The organism is Bacteroidales bacterium, from assembly GCA_016709865.1.
Classification (GTDB): domain Bacteria; phylum Bacteroidota; class Bacteroidia; order Bacteroidales; family VadinHA17; genus LD21.
Genome location: JADJLX010000003.1, coordinates 561,355 through 580,314, shown reverse-complemented (window position 1 = coordinate 580,314; position 18,960 = coordinate 561,355). Strand labels below are relative to the sequence as shown.

General features: G+C 39.9%; 15 protein-coding genes and 1 pseudogene. 3 read left to right on the top strand and 13 right to left on the bottom strand.

Annotated features, from left to right (window positions below; genetic code table 11):
* The first annotated feature begins 181 nt into the window (after positions 1-181).
* Positions 182-697, top strand: coding sequence for a (4Fe-4S)-binding protein (locus IPJ16_07935; GenBank protein MBK7627113.1), 516 nt, complete (start codon positions 182-184; stop codon positions 695-697).
* A gap of 11 nt (positions 698-708) precedes the next feature.
* Positions 709-900: a CDGSH iron-sulfur domain-containing protein gene (locus tag IPJ16_07930; protein MBK7627112.1), complete on the top strand. Its 192-nt coding sequence runs from the start codon at positions 709-711 to the stop codon at positions 898-900.
* A gap of 13 nt (positions 901-913) precedes the next feature.
* On the opposite strand, the gene sucC is transcribed toward IPJ16_07930, so the two are convergent.
* Positions 914-2,104, bottom strand: coding sequence for an ADP-forming succinate--CoA ligase subunit beta (gene sucC, locus IPJ16_07925; GenBank protein ID MBK7627111.1), 1,191 nt, complete (start codon positions 2,102-2,104; stop codon positions 914-916).
* 102 nt (positions 2,105-2,206) lie between these two features.
* On the opposite strand from sucC, the gene IPJ16_07920 reads away from it, so the two are divergent.
* Complete coding sequence (locus IPJ16_07920; protein MBK7627110.1) at positions 2,207-2,728, top strand: RNA methyltransferase; 522 nt, start codon at positions 2,207-2,209, stop codon at positions 2,726-2,728.
* Positions 2,729-2,777: 49 nt separating this feature from the next.
* On the opposite strand, the gene IPJ16_07915 is transcribed toward IPJ16_07920, so the two are convergent.
* From IPJ16_07915 to IPJ16_07860, 12 genes and pseudogenes are all read right to left on the bottom strand, one after another.
* On the bottom strand, positions 2,778-4,493 hold the full coding sequence (locus IPJ16_07915; protein ID MBK7627109.1) for a hypothetical protein: 1,716 nt from the start codon (positions 4,491-4,493) through the stop codon (positions 2,778-2,780).
* 129 nt (positions 4,494-4,622) lie between these two features.
* A complete protein-coding gene (locus IPJ16_07910; GenBank protein ID MBK7627108.1) occupies positions 4,623-5,264 on the bottom strand; it encodes a deoxynucleoside kinase in 642 nt (213 codons plus the stop codon).
* 42 nt (positions 5,265-5,306) lie between these two features.
* Entirely contained in the window at positions 5,307-7,472 is a 2,166-nt protein-coding gene (gene pnp, locus IPJ16_07905; GenBank protein MBK7627107.1) for a polyribonucleotide nucleotidyltransferase, read from the bottom strand.
* 83 nt (positions 7,473-7,555) lie between these two features.
* Positions 7,556-7,825: a 30S ribosomal protein S15 gene (rpsO, locus tag IPJ16_07900; GenBank protein ID MBK7627106.1), complete on the bottom strand. Its 270-nt coding sequence runs from the start codon at positions 7,823-7,825 to the stop codon at positions 7,556-7,558.
* Between the two features lie 505 nt (positions 7,826-8,330).
* Positions 8,331-8,714, bottom strand: a pseudogene (locus tag IPJ16_07895) (DUF559 domain-containing protein).
* Positions 8,715-8,899: 185 nt separating this feature from the next.
* Positions 8,900-10,222, bottom strand: a complete 1,323-nt coding sequence (locus IPJ16_07890; GenBank protein MBK7627105.1) for a DUF2851 family protein — start codon at positions 10,220-10,222, stop codon at positions 8,900-8,902.
* A gap of 227 nt (positions 10,223-10,449) precedes the next feature.
* Positions 10,450-11,277: an orotidine-5'-phosphate decarboxylase gene (gene pyrF / locus IPJ16_07885; protein MBK7627104.1), complete on the bottom strand. Its 828-nt coding sequence runs from the start codon at positions 11,275-11,277 to the stop codon at positions 10,450-10,452.
* An 11-nt stretch (positions 11,278-11,288) separates the two neighbouring features.
* Positions 11,289-12,374: a peptide chain release factor 1 gene (prfA, locus tag IPJ16_07880; protein ID MBK7627103.1), complete on the bottom strand. Its 1,086-nt coding sequence runs from the start codon at positions 12,372-12,374 to the stop codon at positions 11,289-11,291.
* 205 nt (positions 12,375-12,579) lie between these two features.
* Positions 12,580-13,749, bottom strand: a complete 1,170-nt coding sequence (locus tag IPJ16_07875) for a phosphoribosylformylglycinamidine cyclo-ligase (protein ID MBK7627102.1) — start codon at positions 13,747-13,749, stop codon at positions 12,580-12,582.
* Between the two features lie 3 nt (positions 13,750-13,752).
* Positions 13,753-14,490, bottom strand: a complete 738-nt coding sequence (locus tag IPJ16_07870) for a ThuA domain-containing protein (protein MBK7627101.1) — start codon at positions 14,488-14,490, stop codon at positions 13,753-13,755.
* Positions 14,491-14,508: 18 nt separating this feature from the next.
* Positions 14,509-16,491 (bottom strand): OmpA family protein, encoded by a 1,983-nt coding sequence (locus IPJ16_07865; protein MBK7627100.1) that lies wholly within the window; start codon positions 16,489-16,491, stop codon positions 14,509-14,511.
* A gap of 152 nt (positions 16,492-16,643) precedes the next feature.
* Complete coding sequence (locus IPJ16_07860) at positions 16,644-18,833, bottom strand: glutamine synthetase III (GenBank protein ID MBK7627099.1); 2,190 nt, start codon at positions 18,831-18,833, stop codon at positions 16,644-16,646.
* Positions 18,834-18,960: the final 127 nt, after the last annotated feature.

Genomic DNA, 18,960 nt, shown 5'->3' with positions numbered 1-18,960 from the left:
CAAACCCCTCCTCAGTTAGAACATCAACCTACTTCACAATCATATGTGTGTAAAATAAATGAATTTTAATCACTTAAAATACTATACTACTAAATTAATAATATTACGCGAAATGTGACTCATGTATTCTATTCAAAAAATGCTAAATTGCAACAGTTATTTATTCAATAAGATAGCATTAATGGAAAAGAAAGAGGGACAGTTTACCGGGGGAAGGAAGTATAAAAATGATGATATTACCGTATACTGGAAGCCATCTGCATGTATACATGCATCCTATTGTTACAGGGAACTTATTGAAGTTTTTGATCCCAGCAGAAGGCCCTGGGTAGATATGCAGGGTGCCTCAACAGAGAAAATAATTGAAATTGTGAATTTATGTCCTACTGATGCCCTGGCCTGGAAATGGAATGATGAAGAAAAGAACAAATCAATAGGTAGTGATCAGTATAATCATATTAATTTCAGAAGGCCTGAGCTTATAAATGATAAGGAACCCGAAAAGGAAGAGCAACCCGTTTCTGTTAAGATAATGATTGATGGACCCATTGTTATTAAAGGGAATCTCTCGTTAATATATGAAGATGGAAATAAGAAAGATTTCAAAGAAGGAATGATCTCATTATGCAGGTGCGGAGTAAGCGATCATCAGCCTTTTTGTGATGGAAGGCACAGAAAAGTAGGCTTCATAGGTTAAAAATATTTGTAATGGAGAATAAGGAAGAGAATAAAACCCAGGCCAGAGTTGAATTAATTGCCAATGGCCCGATTAAAATTACGGGGAATTTCCAGATAAAAGATCTCAAGAGAGATAAAGATGAATCGCCCTCTGAAATCTGGTTATGCAGATGTGGCAGATCGCAGAATAAACCCTATTGCGACGAATCGCACAAGAGATAGGGATCTCCTGAAATCAGTTTAACACTTTGGTCACCAGGTCAGCTGCCTCTCTGAATGAGATAGCGGAATATACGGCAAGCCCTGAATTATCAATTATAGTCTTTGCCTCCTCAGCATTTGTCCCCTGAAGCCTTACTATAACAGGAACCTTTATTTCGCCAATAGACTTATATGCCTCAACGACGCCATTGGCAACCCTGTCGCACCTGACTATTCCACCGAAAATATTAATCAGAATAGCTTTTACTGCAGGATCTTTCAGGATTATCCTGAAGCCGGCTTCAACTGTTTTAGGACTGGCACCTCCACCCACATCAAGAAAGTTTGCAGGCGAACCGCCTGAAAGTTTTATGATATCCATTGTTGCCATTGCAAGGCCTGCGCCGTTGACCATACAACCAACATTGCCATCGAGCTTAACAAAATTGAGATTATGACTGCCTGCCTCTACATCAACCGGATCTTCCTCATTTACATCCCTCATGCTTGCCAGTTCCGGATGACGGAAAAGAGCATTATCATCAAGTACAAGCTTGCAATCAACTGCCAGAATCCTGTTGTCGCTGGTCTTTAGTACCGGATTAACCTCCAGAAGTTGTGCGTCACAAGCAACATATGTTTCATATATTCCCTGAAGGAACTTCTGCATATTCTTAAAAGCCAATCCTGTTAACCGCAATCTGAATGCTATATTGCGGGTTTGAAACTGCTGCAGTCCTACCGATGGATCTATCTCTTCAGTGAATATCAGCTCCGGAGTTTTCTCAGCAACCTCCTCAATCGACATTCCACCTTCAGTTGAATACATAATTATATATCTGCCTGTATTTCTGTTGAGGAGAATACTTATATAATACTCTTCAATGGGAGATTCACCTTTATAATAAACATCCTGCGCGATCAGTACCTTATTTACTTTTTTGCCTTCCGGACCAGTCTGAGGCGTGATAAGCTGCATTCCCAGCATCTGGGAAGTAATTTTGCCGGCTTCTTCAACTGATTTGGCCAGTTTTACACCTCCCCCTTTACCTCTTCCTCCGGCATGAATCTGAGCTTTGACAACAAAATATTCAGTACCTGTTATCTCCTTAAGCTGTTGCGCAACAGTCACAGCATGTTCAGCTGTCTCAGCTACAAATCCCTCCTGGATATCAACGTTGTAAGTTTTAAGCAGCGACTTACCCTGAAATTCATGAATGTTCATATTGAATGTTTTAGGTAAAAAAGTAACTTCTGATCATATAGTTCACCGTTCACAAAATAATAACAATTAAAAGATAAATTAGTTAATTTCGCATAAAAAAGAATGCGTAAGCTTCAGAATAGTGAACTGGAGAGAAAATCTGTCGACCAGTACAAACAGTCCGAAAAATCAGATTTTGTAATTGTACTCGACAATGTAAGAAGTCAGAGTAATGTGGGTTCAATATTCAGAACTGCCGATGCTTTCCTTACTGATTCAATCTATCTATGCGGAATTACTTCCACTCCTCCGCACAGGGAAATACAAAAGACAGCATTGGGCGCAACTGAGTCTGTTACATGGAAATATTTTAATAAAACATCAGATGCTATAACCGACTTGAAATCGAGGGGATTCAAGATTCTTGGAATTGAACAGGCTGAAGGTTCTGTTGAGCTTCAGGATTTGAAAATAACTGCAGGACAAAAGTATGCCCTTGTATTCGGACATGAGGTGAATGGGGTTGACCAGGATATAATTAATATGTGTGATCAGTGTGTTGAGATCCCGCAGTTTGGCACCAAACACTCGTTTAATATTGCTATAAGTGTGGGTATTGTGTTGTGGGAGGTAAATAAAAAATAAAAAAGGGACCCTTGCAGGCCCCTTTCTTAATATCTGGCAATTCTTAGAATTACTGAACAGTTGATTTGAAAGTGTCATCATTGAAGAACTTAGCGAATTCAAGGTCAGTTTTAGCATAAGCTTTCCACTCAGGTTTGAATCCGATAGCTTCGCGAAGACCATTAAGCATGTATGTCCTGTCGTCAAGACGAGCGCCAACTACAGCTTTCAGGTAAGATGGTTTTCCGCATTTGCAAGGTTCTTTAATTGCATCGAGGGTTAACTTAGCTTTGTTAACATCGCCTTTAAGAAGCTGTGCAAGTGCAAGGTTGAAGCAAGGCTCTGTACCAAAGTAATTAACTGCTTTGTCATATTCGCCTTTTGTTATAGCAATAACACCAAGACCCCATTTTGACTCTGTTGTAGCAGCAGTCATAGATGTGAAATACTCTTCAGCTTTAGCAAGGTCACCTTTTACAAGTGAAGCAAATCCAAGGTTATTCTTGATAAGATCGTTGTTCTGAATAGCTTTTGCTTTTTCAAATGCAGCAACAGCATCATCTACTTTTCCAAGATCCATGAATGTGGTTCCAACGTTATTAGCAGCGCGGATACATTTTGGAGTATTCTCAAGAGTTATCTGATAGAATTTGAGTCTTTCGTTAAGATCTGTTGTAAGTGAAGCTGCACGCAACTGTTCCTCAAGACCTAATGCTTTAGGATCCTGTCTCATCTGAGCAAGAATCTGCTCATCGCTGCGACCAACTTTGTCAACATTAACAATCATCTTTGATCTTCTGAGTTTAGGAAGAATGTCTGTTTTCAGAGTTTCGAAAGCTGCTGACATGTTTTTGATTTCCTTCTCACGTACATCTGCATCTGAGTACATTGAGAGAACGCGAAGGATAAGTTCTTTATCCTGAATAGTTGATTTCTCAACTTCAGCTTTGAAACCGTCCCAGTCTTCGGCTGTGGTCTTTGAATCGAAGAAACCTGCTGTTTTTGCAGCTTCAATCTTATCAAACTCTTTCTTAATGAATTTATCAGCTGAGGTACCTCTGTTAACTGAGAGTTTCTCGTTAAGCTCAAGTTTTCCGTCTGGAGAAGCATATGAACTGACAACTGCACTTTTCAACTGACGGTTTGGATCTGCAGATGCAGTTTTGATATATTCTTTCAGAAGAGCAATATCTTCAGCTTTCAGTTCTGTAGCACGAACATCTGATTTATTGATAAGATAGTTAATGTCAGCTGCCTGAGTTTCAGGATTGATTCTGACATAAGAATCTTTTGTAGAAATAGATTTATCTTCTTTCTCAACAAGAGTAGAAGTGATTATAACACCATCAGCAAGTTTCACAGGAGCGAAATCAAGGCTCTTTGTACCTCTTACAGCTTTAGCTCTCAGCATCAGTTCAGAAACTTTCATACCTTCCTTATAAGGTATGCTGGCTGTGTAAGAGAAATCACCACCGTTATATGTGATAACTTTATTATTAGCCTGAACGCTTTCACCCTGAAGAACCTGAACTTTATCAAAAGCGGTTTCGCCACCAGCATAAGTAAGAACCGGAGTAGCGGTTACAGTGGTCTTCTTGTCAAAATAGCTTGCTGGGAAGGTACCTTTGATTGTAACATTAATCATCCCGGCATGTGCTTCAAGGACCTTAGGAGTGACCTCATACTTGATCAAGTTAGAGTTTTTCTGCATCTTACTCAGGCCGCTGCAACCAGTCATGAGTGTTGCGGCTAGGATAAGGATAAAATAGCTTCTGAATTTTTTCATAGTTAAAAAGTGTTATTTGTTAATGTTTGCTTGTTTGTCTGTTAATAATGAACAATATACTAAATCTCGAACATATGTGCAAATTTAAAAAAATTTAGACAATATGGAACAATTTAAAACAAATTAAAATTACAATATCACCTTATTAAGTCCCACAGGGTAATTATTATAAAAAATGGTATCGATAATTTTGGTGTAGTGGCTTTCATTCTCCACAAAGTCTATATCATTAACATCAATAACCAGATATTTGTTCTCAGGATTTTGCTTAAAGAATGAAAAATAACTATCCTGGATTTTCTGCAGGTATTCTTTTGTTATAGACTTTTCATAATTCCTTCCGCGCTTCTCAATATTCCGTATCAGACGGTCAGGATTAAGATGAAGATATACGTAGATATCAGGCTTAGGCAATGACCCGTATATTATATAGAAGATCTGCCGGTAAAGATTATATTCATCACCTGTGAGTGTTGATGCAGCAAAAACAAGTGATTTCATGAAGTAATAATCAGCTACTGAAAAGGATTTAAAAAGATCCTGGGGAACAAGTTCTTCCTGAAGTTGCTTGTATCTGCTTGCCAGGAAGGAAAGTTCGAGGGGAAATGAATACTTATCCGGCTCCTTATAAAACTTTGGAAGAAACGGATTATCAGCAAAATGCTCAAGTATGAGACGGGCATTGAACTGATCAGCAATCCGGCTGGCAAGAGTGGTTTTCCCTGCCCCTATGTTCCCCTCAATAACGACATAATTATACCTGATCTTCATGCCTTAAAATTAAAAAAAAATCCCGCTTTTGCGGGACTCTTTTTAATTATTTGGATTCTGTTCAGGATCTTTTTTAGGAGCTTCCGGACGCGGAGGACGAGGGAGCAGCTCTTTACGGGATAATTTAAGTTTCCCTGTTTTCGGATCAATATCGATTATCTTAACTTCAATCTCCTGACCCTCCTTAAGAACATCCTCAACCTTGTCTATCTTTCTCCATTCAATTTCAGAGATATGAAGAAGTCCATCCTTATTCGGGAGGATCTCCACAAATGCACCAAACTGAACAATTGTTTTCACTTTTCCTCTGTATACCTGACCTATTTCCGGTACAGTAACAATTTTTTTCACCCAGTCTAGGGCGGCAGTAATAACTTCGGCATTCTCGCCAAAGATATTCACATCACCATGACCATCTATCTCTTCAACAATAATTGTTGCTCCGGTTGTACGCTGGATCTCCTGAATTACTTTTCCGCCCGGACCAATAAGTGCGCCGATCATCTCCTTAGGAATTGTCAGCATTTCAATCCTTGGAGCGTGGGGTTTAAGTTCCGGACGAGGCTCAGAGATTGTATTGTTCATAATACCAAGGATGTGCAGTCTTCCTGCCTTTGCCTGATGAAGAGCTTTTGTTAGAATCTCAAACGAAAGTCCGTCAACTTTGATATCCATCTGTGTGGCTGTTATGCCATCGCGTGTTCCGGTAACCTTAAAGTCCATATCTCCCAGGTGATCTTCATCACCGAGAATATCAGAAAGAACAGCATATTTTTTAGTGTTCTTGTCTGAGATAAGTCCCATTGCGATTCCTGAAACAGGCTTTTTAAGTTTTACTCCGGCATCCATAAGTGCAAGTGTTCCGGCACAAACAGTTGCCATTGATGAGGATCCGTTCGACTCAAGAATATCAGACACAACCCTTATTGCATATGGATTCTCATCATCAGATGGCATCATATTTTTAAGTGCACGATGAGCAAGGTTGCCATGACCTATTTCCCTTCTTCCAACACCACGGTAAGCCTTGGCTTCACCTGTAGCGAACGGAGGAAAGTTATAATGCAGAGTGAACTTCTCAGTTCCTTTGTTCAAAACGTCGTCAATAATTTTCTCATCGAGCTTGGTACCAAGAGTTACAGTTGTAAGAGACTGTGTCTCTCCCCTTGTGAAAAGAGATGAACCATGAGTTGCAGGAAGAGGATCTATCTCACATACAATCTGCCTGATCTCGTCGGGTTTTCTTCCGTCGAGACGAACATTGTCATCAAGAACCAGTCTCCTTGAAGCTTCCTTCAGCACATCGTGATAATATTTCTTTACCAGACCCTCATTAACAGGATTCTCATCTGTATACTGTGCTAAGAATTCCTTTACAATATTTTCGAATGAATCGATTCTTTTGTGTTTATCGGCAGTGCATGATTTAGCAGCCTCATAACATTTTGTGTAGGTCTCATCCCACACTTTTTTTCTGAGATCCTCATCATTTGTCTCGTGACAGTAAGTACGCTTAACAGTTGAACCCACCTCTTCGGCAAATTCCATCACAGCCTTACACTGGACTTTAATGGCATCGTGTGCAATTCTGAGGGCTTCAAGCATCTCCTCTTCAGAGACTTCCTTCATTTCACCTTCAACCATCATAATGTTATCATATGTTGCTCCAACCATAAGGTCGATGTCAGCATTTTCAAGCTCAGAAGCTGCAGGATTCACAATAAACTTTTTGTTTATTCTGGCAACCCTTACCTCTGATATCGGGCCATTGAACGGAATATCTGATACAGCAAGTGCTGCAGATGCTGCAAGACCTGCAAGAGCATCAGGTATAATGTCCATATCGGCGGAAACCAGGTTTATTGTAACAAATGTTTCTGCATGATAATCATCCGGGAAAAGTGGTCGCAAAACTCTGTCAACCAGCCTTGATACCAGAATCTCATAATCAGATGCACGTGCTTCCCTCTTAAGAAATCCGCCGGGGAAACGTCCGGATGATGCGTATTTTTCCTTGTATTCAACTGACAACGGCATGAAGTCAACATCTTCTTTTGCTTCGCGTGCCGATACTACTGTTGCCAGCAACATTGTCTTTCCCATTTTTAACAAAACAGAACCATCGGCCTGTCTGGCCATTCTGCCTGTCTCAAGGGTTATTGTCCTCCCGTCGCCGAGATCAATAATCTTTTCTTTAACTTTAAACATTATATATGATTTTATGATTATTGAAATTACAAAATAAGCTTAAATAGTATGAAAAAAGGCAATTTTAGATTGCCTTTTATACTCTATTTACGTAATTTCAACGCTTTTATGATTTCGCGATACCGCTCGATATCTTTAACTTTAAGGTAGTCTAAAAGCCTTCTTCTCTTACCTACAAGCTTAATAAGTGCCTGCTGGGTACTGAAGTCTTTCTTATTCTTCTTAAGATGCTCTGTAAGATGATTGATCCTGTATGAGAACAGCGCTATCTGGCCTTCTGCAGTTCCGGTGTCTATTTCAGATGTTCCGAATGTCTTGAAAAACTCCTGCTTCTTTTCTGTTGTTAAATACATATCTCTAATTAAAATATTGTTAATCCAAATATAGATCGAGTCTCCAATTTTGGAACGCAAAAATAAGGCTTTTTTATGTAAATTATCAAACAATTGACTTTTTTTTTACAAAGTTGATGAATTATTTATTTTTACAGGAACGAAAACATGCTGCTAAAAATTGTTCCTGTCCTATTATAAAGACGTGTAAAATGTACTAAACGTTGCGTCTAATAACATTATCATTCAGCTATTTGTCAATGATTTTTAATTATTCGTCAAAAGAATCTCCCCATCACCATTTCTCCCCACCTTGTCATCCATAGCTTTAGCATAGGGGGATACTCCCCATAACCGTCAACTTAAGAGGTTATATAAATTAAGATAGTGAAAGATTTAAGGACTAAACAGAATGTAAAGCGCAGAATGTGTGTTTGATACATTTCCCCTCCTTTTGAAGGAGGGGTGGCCGGACCACTTATTAATCATGATACAAATGCCTATACCGGCCGGGGTGGTTGATTGTTTATTCTAATTCCAGATCTTTATTTTTGAAGTTTTTCCTAATTTCATTTTTTACAAATTCAGGTTCCTGAAATACTAGTCTGTTTTCAAATCTTAGTACTGTGAATCCAAGACCTTCAAGATACTGATCTCTTTTTATGTCTTTTTCTATTTTATGATATTCACCATGCGGATTACCATCAAGTTCAATTATTAGTTTTTCTGAAGTACAAAAAAAGTCAACTATGTAGTTACCTATACTGTGTTGTCTTCTGAATTTTCTTAAATCAAGTCTCTTTGACTTTAAAATGTTTCATAACTCAGCCTCAGCAGAGGTGGACTTGTTCCTAAGTGTTGATCTGAAGAACTTAAGACTTTTCCTGTTAAAGATGTTTTGGTTTTTCATATCATTAAGAATAATAAGAAATCAGAGAATCAACCACCCCGGTCGGGAAATAGAATTCTGTATATATATGATAATCAGTCATCCCGACCACCCCTCCTTCAAAAGGAGGGGAAACTTCTATATGCAGTTTCTCTTTCATCCCAAAAGCTTAGGTTAATTCCTATATGATACTCCCGCTAACTCATTTACGGCTCAAGAATAAGCTCATCCTGGTCTTTCAGTTTACTTCCCTGACTAATGATTTTGTTGCCGATTCTGCAACTGAGGCATTTTCTGTTTCTGCAATATTCATTTCTCAGCTGAATTAGCGCCTGCGAATAAAATGCAGATTCAACAAGCATTCCTGCATTTCTCCACTCTGAAATTATTTTATTGTCCTCAGCTTCAACACCTTCGAGAAAGTCGAGAGCCCTTTCACAGATATCCTGACGGTCGCGGCTTTTGCCAAAAACAAATATTGCGGGAATAACAGCATTTATAAGCAGTATATCTGTCGTCTGTGATCCGGTGTTTTTTTGTGATTTTCTGCTCTTCCTGCCAAAAACATAATGGTCATCCCAGTAATCTGATGCAGATACCTCAAATAGTTTTTTAAGCCGTGTAACCTTATCTGCCTCAATAACCTTTGAAAAAAGGCCGCCTGTAGCAGAAAGCATTGATGCAAGCTGTGAAATTCTCAGGGTAGGGAAATTGGCTGGTCTCAATCTGGAGAATTTCCAGATCCAACCCTGAAGTGACTGCAGAGAGTATTTTGATGAGAGGATTCTGTACTCTCTGATAAGACTCCGGTAATATTCATCAGAAAGGGCATCCTTAAAGAGACCTTCGTCGAGCATACCGGCTGCGCCAAAGAGAAGTGCCTCAATCTGAAATCTGTTATCGGCATGCTTTCTGATAATACGGAAAGGGAGTGCCCTGGCAAGCATCTCAAACGGCTCAGTATTAACTCTGAACCCAAAATATCTCGATAACAGCCTGTAAAATGTTTCATCCCAGTCATTTCCGGTTTCATCCATAATACGGAGTATCATCTCCGCCTTCTCCTGAAGCCTTTCAATTAACAGTGAGGTGAGCCAGTGACGGATAAGTATTTTATCGACTTTGCAAAGCTCATCCTGACAGGCAATTACATACGGATTATTTACCAGCGAAAGGTATTTATCATATAATGTCTGATCAAATTTTATTTCGGAGGTAAGTATTTCCTCTCCCATTTGATTGAAAACCTTCCTGTCGTTTTCAGCCACGACATGCAGTATCACATTGTTAAAGGCCGGATCGGTCTGATGACCATGCATCTCGAAATGGGATGAGCGGGTATGAATTTCCACATTCCCTGCCCAGAGGGTATCTCCTATTAATAATCGTGAATTGAAAAAATCCGGTCCTGAATCACGGTTATATTCCCCTGGATGAATAACTGTAATCAGTTTACCGTCGCTGTCAAGCAGACTGTCAGCATTATACAAACTGTATTTCCACAGGTAATGAAGAAACTCCTCTTTCATTCTTAGCACGAATTAAATGAGAAAGCAGCAAGAATATAAAATTAAGAAAAAAGTATCAAACGCAATATTGTTGGTACATTTCTTTTTCTCTGTGTAACTCTGTGATTCCTCCGTGTCACTCTGTGTAAGTTCTTATTTTTTGTTACACAGAGGTCCACTGAGAAGACACAGAGAGCCACAGAGAATCTCAGAAATTATGATTTCGAAATGCAAAAATTCAGATTCTTTTAAATCAGACTCCGTTCAGAAAGATATTTCTCCATTTCGAGCTGAACCTCCAAAGCCTTTTCTCCGGCTACTTTATCAAAGTTTTCGGTGTTATCGGCGAAGATTATCCCGCGCGAGGAGTTGACAAGGAGACCGCATTTGCTGTTCATACCATACTTTGCCACTTCTTCGAGACTGCCTCCCTGTGCTCCGATACCAGGGACAAGAAGGAAATGGTCAGGAACCAGTTTTCGGATATCTTTAAGCATCTCGGCGCGTGTGGCACCTACAACATACATCATATTATTTATTGTACCCCATTTTCTGGAAACGGATAATACTCTCTCAAAGAGTTTAATTCCATCATCGCTATGGTACTGAAAATCATCTGCTCCTTTATTTGAAGTAAGGGCAAGAAGGACAACCCATTTATCCTTATATGTAAGAAAAGGTGTTACAGAGTCTTCTCCCATGTACGGAGCAACAGTTATTGCGTCGAATGGCATATTTTCGAGAAATGCTTTGGCATACATTTTTGAAGTATTGCCAATATCTCCGCGCTTTGCATCAGCTATTATAAAAATTTCAGGATAATTGTCCCTGATATATCTTACCGTAGCCTCAAGAGTAATCCATCCCTTTGCACCATAGCACTCATAAAAGGCTACATTGGGTTTATAAGCCACTGTATATTTATGAGTTGAATCGATGATCCGTTTGTTAAACTCGAATACCGGATCTTTTTCCTTATGAAGAAATGATGGAATCTTTTCAATCTCGGAATCAAGTCCGACACAAAGGAAGGAGTGTTTTCTGACTATCTGTTCAAACAGGGAATCGTGGTTCATGAAAACCGGAATTAGATGTTGCTTTCTTTTAATCGTTCAGCATTTTCAGCCATTTGCAGCTTATCGAGCACCTCCTGGATGTTGCCATCGAGGATTGAAGGAAGATTATATATTGTAAGATTGATACGGTGATCAGTCATTCGTCCCTGGGGATAGTTATAAGTACGTATCTTGGCCGATCTGTCACCGGTTGAAACCATTGTCTTTCTCCGGTGTGAAACCTCATCGAGGTACTTCTGATACTCAAGGTTGTAAAGCCTTGTCCTCAGTTCCTTGAGAGCTTTATCATAGTTTTTAAGCTGCGATTTTTCATCCTGACATGTGACAACTATTCCGGAAGGAATATGTGTCAGTCTAATTGCAGAATATGTAGTGTTAACTGACTGTCCGCCCGGGCCCGAAGAACAATAGGTATCTTTACGGATATCTTCAGTCCTTAGATCGATATCAAACTCGTCAGCTTCTGGCAGAACAACAACTGATGCAGCAGATGTATGAATTCGTCCCTGGGTCTCAGTCTGAGGAACACGCTGAACCCGGTGCACTCCTGATTCATATTTCATTATTCCATAAACACCTGTTCCTGTGATGCTTAAGACTATTTCTTTATAGCCACCGGCAGTTCCTTCCGAAATATTTGTAACATCAACTTTCCACCCTTTTGTTTCGAAGAACTTGCTGTACATTCTGAACAGATCTCCTGCAAAAATACTTGCCTCGTCACCGCCGGTTCCTGCTCTTATCTCCATAACCGCATTCTTATCATCCTCAGGATCAGCAGGAATGATGAGCATCTTTATTTCATCCTCCATCTCAGGCAATCCGGCGGTGAGCTCATCGAATTCAGCTTTTGCCATCTCGCGCATCTCATCATCCTTTTCTGTTGCCATTATTTCTTTTGCACTGGCTATATTACTAAGAGCCAGTTTATATCTCTCGTACGATTCAACAATTGGCAAAAGGTCTTTATATTCCTTATTCAGTCTGACATACTTCTTCATATCCGTGAGAATCTCGGGCTGGGTAAGAAGATCACCAACCTCAATGAACCGTGTTTTCACGCCTTCAAGCTTCTCAAGAATCATATTATTTGCCATAGCATGATAAATTTTCAGGGGGCAAAGGTAATAAAAAGGCGCAAAGGCACAAAGGGTTAACGGCGCATAGGAAAAAGAAAGAATTGGAGAAAGGGAGAAGAGGTGAAGAGGAGATCTTTACTCTGTGCAACTCTGTGTATCCTCAGTGTAACTCTGTGTAACAAAAAATTATGGACAGAATGAATCCTGCACAGAAATAAATAAATTAATAATCAAATGTTCCGAATTCAGATTTTATGGTAAGCCTCTTACTGTCTGAAGATTCACAGTGACCAATAACTTTTGCGTCGATATTGAACGATGAAACAATTTCAATTATCTTCTGACTGTTTTTTTCATCAGTATAAATCTCAAACCTGTGCCCCATATTGAAAACCTTATACATTTCGGACCATGGTGTACCTGATTGCTCCTGAATAATTCTGAACAGAGGAGGTAACGGGAACAAATTATCTTTAATAACATGCAGATTTTCAACGAAATGCATCACTTTTGTCTGTCCTCCTCCTGAACAATGGACCATTCCGTGTATCTCGTGGCGTATTGACTCCAGCACTTTGATTATAACCGGGGCATAAGTACGGGTCGGAGAAAGAACCATTTTTGCGGCATCAGTATTTAATCCTTCAATTTGATCGGTAAGCCGGTATCGGCCTGAATATATGAGATCATAAGGCAGCGTGGTATCGAGGCTCTCAGGATATTTTGAAGCAAGATAAGGAGCAAATACATCGTGCCTCGCGGAAGTTAATCCGTTGCTTCCCATACCGCTGTTATACTCTTTTTCATAAGAAGCCTGTCCCGAGGATGATAATCCGATAATTACATCACCCTTTCTTATATTATGGTTTGAGATCACATCCGCCCTTTTCATCCGGGCAACAACTGTGGAATCCACAACGATCGTTCTAACCAAATCGCCAATATCGGCCGTTTCGCCGCCGGTGGAAAATATTCCGACTCCCAGGTTCCTTAATTCTTCAAGTACTTCTTCGGTACCATTAATAACAGCTGACAGAACCTCGGCCGGTATATGATTTTTATTTCGCCCTATAGTGGAGGAGAGGAGAATATTGCTGTAAGCACCTATACATAGTAAATCATCAAGATTCATTACAATGGCATCCTGGGCAATCCCTTTCCATACCGACAGGTCACCTGTTTCCTTCCAGTAGATATAGGCGAGTGATGATTTTGTTCCGGCGCCGTCGGCATGCATTATATTACAGTATTCAGCGTCGCCACCCAGGAGATCGGGTACTATTTTGCAAAAAGCCCTTGGATAGAGCCCTTTATCGATATTCTTAATGGCAGCATGAACATCTTCCTTTGCAGAAGAAACACCTCTTTTGCTATATTTTGATTCGGTTGACATATCTTAATTTATTCCCTTATACACCCATTCTATAGATTGCTTAAGCAGCTTTCTGAAGTTCTGGTTTTCAAAAGTAGGCACATCGTGACCACTCTGAAGCACAACTATTCTTGATTTTCCATACATCTTTGACCATCCTATTAAAGGTGTGCTGCTCGGTTCATCAGTAGTAAGAAGGGGGGTTACACCCTCTTCAACATAATAGCCCTTATAAGTCTCATCAAAAATCGGGAAATCATCTACACCTTTAGTTACAGGATTGTTCTTACTTACAACCTTTACATTGAAATGAACATCATGTATATAAGAGCAGGGCTGATACTCCTTGCCCCTGAAAGTAGTTGCTTTATGAAAATATTTTCCTCCTATTATGTTCCAGTATTCAGTCCAGTCGTCGTAAGCACAAATACTATGGTGCAGTGCTACCACCGGTTTTCCTTCACTTATGCATTCTGCAAAAACTTTTGCCTGCTCATCAGTAATTTTCTGCCACATGTGGTAAAATACAAGAACATCATAGCTTATGCGGTTTTCAGGAAGAAACATATCATATGCAGCCGGAAGTTCAGCTACCTTATAAGTTATGTTATCGCCCAGACCTGAAAGCATCTGGTTAAACTGCTCCACTTTATATGTGTGTCCACCAGTAATTACCAGAATGCGGATTGTTTTAGCAGGAGGATCAGCAATTGTAACAATTGTTACAAAACAAAGCAGGAGAAGTGAAAGCAAATATCTCATATGATGAAGAGTTACCTTTTATTTCTTTGGGGCTTCATAATCTGTTCTCAATACCCTGAATTCCGTTCTCCTGTTTATCTGATGGGCAATCTCTTTTTGTTCATCGGTCGACAGGGAATTAATCAATTGTTCTGTCAGTGTTGCCCCAGATCTGAGGAAAGGATTCTGAGCAGCGATAATGGCATCAACAACTTTCGGTGTCGACTCACCATACCCTTTAGCTGAAAGTCGTTCAGCTTCAATTCCTTTTTCAATAAGGTACTGAACTACAACCTGTGCTCTTTTTTGAGAAAGATCCTGGTTGTATTGCTCGGTATCTCTTGAGTCGGTATGCGACATAAGTTCAATTGTCACATTTGGGTTATCTATGAGTGTTTCAACAAGCTTATCAAGCGAAACCATCGATTCGGGTCGTAATTCCCACTTTCCAAAATCGTAAAGAATATTCGGAAGTTCAATTGGATTATCTATCGGTGTGAGAAGTATTGTCACCATAAATTCACGGCTCTTCTCCTGGCCTTTTGTAGTCTCTTTGTCTTTACCCTTAAGGTATCCCCTTTTTGATGCGACCATTATATAATCTACATCAGCTTTAAGGGCAAATTTAAAATCACCTCCTGTACCTGTCTCTGACTGAAGGCTGTTGCCGTCGCTGGCAATCAGTTCAACGAGTGATCCTGTTACAGGAGCCCCGGTTTTTTCATCTTTAACCAGACCTGTTACACTAAACTTCAGGGGTGGAAGTTCAAACAGATAGAGATCATCATTCCCTCTCCCCTTTCTTGTAGAGCTGAATATTCCTCTCTCATTCTCGCCTTCGAAAGTAATTCCAAAATCATCCGCAAAACTATTGATCGGGGGTTTCATGTTCTGAACAGTCCAGCTGCCGTCAGGCTGCGGCTTAGCCCTGAAAATATCGAGTCCCCCCATTCCTATTAATCCGTCAGACGCAAAATAGAGAGTCCCATCGCTTCTTTCATAAGGGAATAGTTCATCTCCGGGCGTGTTAATATCTGGACCAAGATTTTCAGGTTTTGACCATGCACCGTTTCCTGATCTTGTCACTTTCCAGATGTCTTTTTTCCCTGATCCTCCTGCTATATCAGAAACAAAATAAAGAGTTGATCCGTCGGGTGATATTGAAGGATGTGCAGCTACAACAGAGTCGGGTAATACTCCAATGTTTTTGGGTTCACTCCACGTATCCCCCGACTTTTTTGATACCATTATAACACAACCTTTCTTCTCACGTTTTCCTGCCTCGCAGCGTGTGAAATAAATCTCCTTATAATCGGAAGAAAAAGAAGGAGTACCGTCTTCAAACTCGCTGTTTATTGCCTGCACCGGCACAGGAGTGCTCCATTTGGATTTCTTATCCATCCGGCTTTCAAAGATATCAGTATAGCTTTGACCGGTTGCGCCATGTGTCTGAGTACCTGCGGCATCGTCACGCGAGGATGTAAAATATATGAGTCCGAAATCGTCTCTTCCATATGCCGGACTAAAATCAGATTCTTTGGAGTTGATATCTCTCAGGTCTTCGACCTTATATGCTTCGGGATTCCTTAGCCATTCGATAGCCAGTTCGCAGGAACGGATCTCCTGGTCAGCTCTGGCATCGGAAGGTGCAATCTGTTTATACTTCTTAAATTCATCTATTGCCTGCTGATGTTTCCCGTTCTTCTTTATTGATTCGGCAAGCCAGAATTGTGCATCGGGTCGTGAAAATGACGATTTCACTGCCAGTTTATACCATGTCTCGGCATTTTTGGGATCATTTATAAGTCTATAGCACTCAGCAATCATAAACACAAGCTCAGTCCGGGTATTTTTATCAGCCTTCTTGGTTTTGGAATATGCGTCCTTAAACTGATCAATTGCATCGAAATACTCCCCGGCGGCAAAAGCGGCATAAGCTCTGTCTGATTTTCGTTTCTGGGCTGAAACGTCAGGATTAGCAACAATAGAAAGCAATATGATAAATAACAATAATCGTTTCATAAATCCGCCATGAATTTGAGCATAAAAGTAATCAATTTAAGGAATTCTGGTAATAATTAAAGTAACGTAATAAGTTTGTTAATAGTATATCAAAAAAAGGGACTCCAGCAGGAGTCCCTTTAACTTAAACTATGAATAAAATACAACCCAACTTATCTTGTGAAAAGCAACTCCCTGTATTTAGGAAGCGGCCATATCTCGTTATCAACAATTAGCTCCAGTTTGTCGATATGTACCCGGATCTCATCCATATAAGGTTTTACCTTGCTCTCATAGGCTAATGCCATTTTATATGTATCAGTTATGACATTGGCTTTTTTACGTTCCTCGATCATTTCAGCCACCAGTCTCTTAATATTTGAGATATGATCTGATATTGTAACAATCATCTCTTTACGAGGTCCGGCGAGTCTTTCAAATTCTGTATCCTTAAATATCTCCTTGAGTCCTTTAACATTTTCAATAAGAGTAGTCATATAAGTTATTGCAGTCGGGACAATATGATTTATAGCAAGATCTCCAAGTACACGTGCTTCAATCTGAACCTTTTTGGTAAATTTTTCATATTCCACCTCAACACGGCTTTCGAGCTCTTTATCTGTCAATACTCCTGATCCAACAAGTGTGCTTCTTGATTTTGCACTGAGCAATGTGCTAATTGATTCAGGTACGCTGGCAATATTTGAAAGGCCTCTTTTCTTCGCCTCCTTATGCCATTCAGCACTATAACCATCACCTTCAAACAATACCTTTTCAGATTCAAGAATGTACTTTTTCAGTACCATAAATATTGCTTCATCCTTGTTTCTTCCCTTTTTAATAATAACATCGACATCCTTTTTGAACTGTGCGAGCTGATGAGCGACGGCAGCATTAAGGACAATCATTGCTGAGCTGCAGTTGGCAGATGAGCCTACTGCCCTGAATTCAAACCTGTTACCGGTAAAAGCAAATGGGGAAGTACGGTTTCTGTCGGTATTGTCGAGCATTATCTCAGGTATTTTACCAATACCCAGTTTCAGTTCAGTCTTCTGAGCCGGAGTCATTTTGGCATCGGTAACCTTTCGTGCAATATTCTCGAGCATTCCTGTAAGGTACGATCCGAGGAATATTGATATTATTGCGGGAGGAGCCTCATGACCACCAAGACGGTAAGAATTGGTCTCATTCATTACTGATGCTCTGAGAATCTCGTTATTATCATATACTGCCTTCACAACATTTACAAGAAATGTAAGGAACTGCAGATTTGTTTTTGGATTCTTACCGGGAGACAAAAGGTTTACTCCGGTATTGGTAGCCATCGACCAGTTATTATGTTTACCTGATCCGTTGATCCCTGCAAAAGGCTTTTCATGAAACAGTACTCTGAATTTATGTTTGCGAGCTACCCTCTTCATAATATCCATCAGAAGCTGGTTGTGATCAACTGCCAGGTTTACCTCCTCAAATATCGGGGCACATTCAAACTGATTGGGAGCTACCTCATTATGACGTGTCTTTACCGGAATTCCCAGACGATAAGCTTCGCATTCAAAATCCTCCATGAAATTCATTACCCGTTCAGGAATTGATCCGAAGTAATGATCGGACAGCTGCTGGTCTTTAGAAGACTGGTGACCCATCATTGTTCTTTCTGCAAGCATAAGATCAGGTCTTGCATAATACAATGCTTCATCAATCAGAAAATACTCCTGCTCACAACCGAGAGTGGCAATTACTTTATTGACATCTTTATCAAAGTACTGACAGACATCTACTGCTGCTTTATCAAGTGCAGAGAGAGCCTTAAGAAGAGGAGCTTTATAATCAAGAACTTCTCCTGTATATGATACGAAAATTGTCGGAATACAAAGTGTTGTACCTACAATAAATACCGGGGATGAAACATCCCATGCAGTATAGCCTCTTGCTTCAAATGTATTACGAATACCACCGCTTGGAAAACTTGAGGCATCAGGTTCAGACTGAACCAGTACTTCTCCTGAAAAATTCTCAACAACCCGGCCATTATCGCCCATTTCCATAAATCCATCATGCTTCTCAGCTGTCCCGTCAGTAAGCGGATGGAACCAGTGGGTATAGTGAGTGGCACCTTTACTTATAGCCCATGCTTTGAGCCCGGTAGCAACCTGGTTCGCTTCCTGACGGCTTAATGATTTACCTTCATGTATAGCCCTTTTCACTACTTTATATGCCTCTTTCGACAGGTAGTGTTCCATTTTTGGAAGATCAAAAACATTCTCTCCGAAGTATTCGGATACAACTTTAGATGGTGTTGAGACTGCAACCGGTTCGCGGTTGAACACTTCTCTTAATGCACTAAATCTGAGTTCTGCCATTTTTTTAAGTATTTTTTACAAAAATAGAGATATTTTTAATATACACCCTGTTTTTTAGGGTTATTTTCGTTATTTAGATTGTTTTTTATTAACATACCCCCTGTTTTTTATGTTATTCTCCATTATT

What these genes read in the sequence shown, in the direction of transcription:
- IPJ16_07935 (MBK7627113.1), top strand. Translation starts at nt 182, where the DNA reads ATGGAAAAGAAAGAGGGACAGTTTACCGGGGGAAGGAAGTATAAAAAT.
- IPJ16_07930 (MBK7627112.1), top strand. Translation starts at nt 709, where the DNA reads ATGGAGAATAAGGAAGAGAATAAAACCCAGGCCAGAGTTGAATTAATT.
- sucC (MBK7627111.1), bottom strand. Translation starts at nt 2,104, where the DNA reads ATGAACATTCATGAATTTCAGGGTAAGTCGCTGCTTAAAACTTACAAC.
- IPJ16_07920 (MBK7627110.1), top strand. Translation starts at nt 2,207, where the DNA reads ATGCGTAAGCTTCAGAATAGTGAACTGGAGAGAAAATCTGTCGACCAG.
- IPJ16_07915 (MBK7627109.1), bottom strand. Translation starts at nt 4,493, where the DNA reads ATGAAAAAATTCAGAAGCTATTTTATCCTTATCCTAGCCGCAACACTC.
- IPJ16_07910 (MBK7627108.1), bottom strand. Translation starts at nt 5,264, where the DNA reads ATGAAGATCAGGTATAATTATGTCGTTATTGAGGGGAACATAGGGGCA.
- pnp (MBK7627107.1), bottom strand. Translation starts at nt 7,472, where the DNA reads ATGTTTAAAGTTAAAGAAAAGATTATTGATCTCGGCGACGGGAGGACA.
- rpsO (MBK7627106.1), bottom strand. Translation starts at nt 7,825, where the DNA reads ATGTATTTAACAACAGAAAAGAAGCAGGAGTTTTTCAAGACATTCGGA.
- IPJ16_07890 (MBK7627105.1), bottom strand. Translation starts at nt 10,222, where the DNA reads ATGAAAGAGGAGTTTCTTCATTACCTGTGGAAATACAGTTTGTATAAT.
- pyrF (MBK7627104.1), bottom strand. Translation starts at nt 11,277, where the DNA reads ATGAACCACGATTCCCTGTTTGAACAGATAGTCAGAAAACACTCCTTC.
- prfA (MBK7627103.1), bottom strand. Translation starts at nt 12,374, where the DNA reads ATGGCAAATAATATGATTCTTGAGAAGCTTGAAGGCGTGAAAACACGG.
- IPJ16_07875 (MBK7627102.1), bottom strand. Translation starts at nt 13,749, where the DNA reads ATGTCAACCGAATCAAAATATAGCAAAAGAGGTGTTTCTTCTGCAAAG.
- IPJ16_07870 (MBK7627101.1), bottom strand. Translation starts at nt 14,490, where the DNA reads ATGAGATATTTGCTTTCACTTCTCCTGCTTTGTTTTGTAACAATTGTT.
- IPJ16_07865 (MBK7627100.1), bottom strand. Translation starts at nt 16,491, where the DNA reads ATGAAACGATTATTGTTATTTATCATATTGCTTTCTATTGTTGCTAAT.
- IPJ16_07860 (MBK7627099.1), bottom strand. Translation starts at nt 18,833, where the DNA reads ATGGCAGAACTCAGATTTAGTGCATTAAGAGAAGTGTTCAACCGCGAA.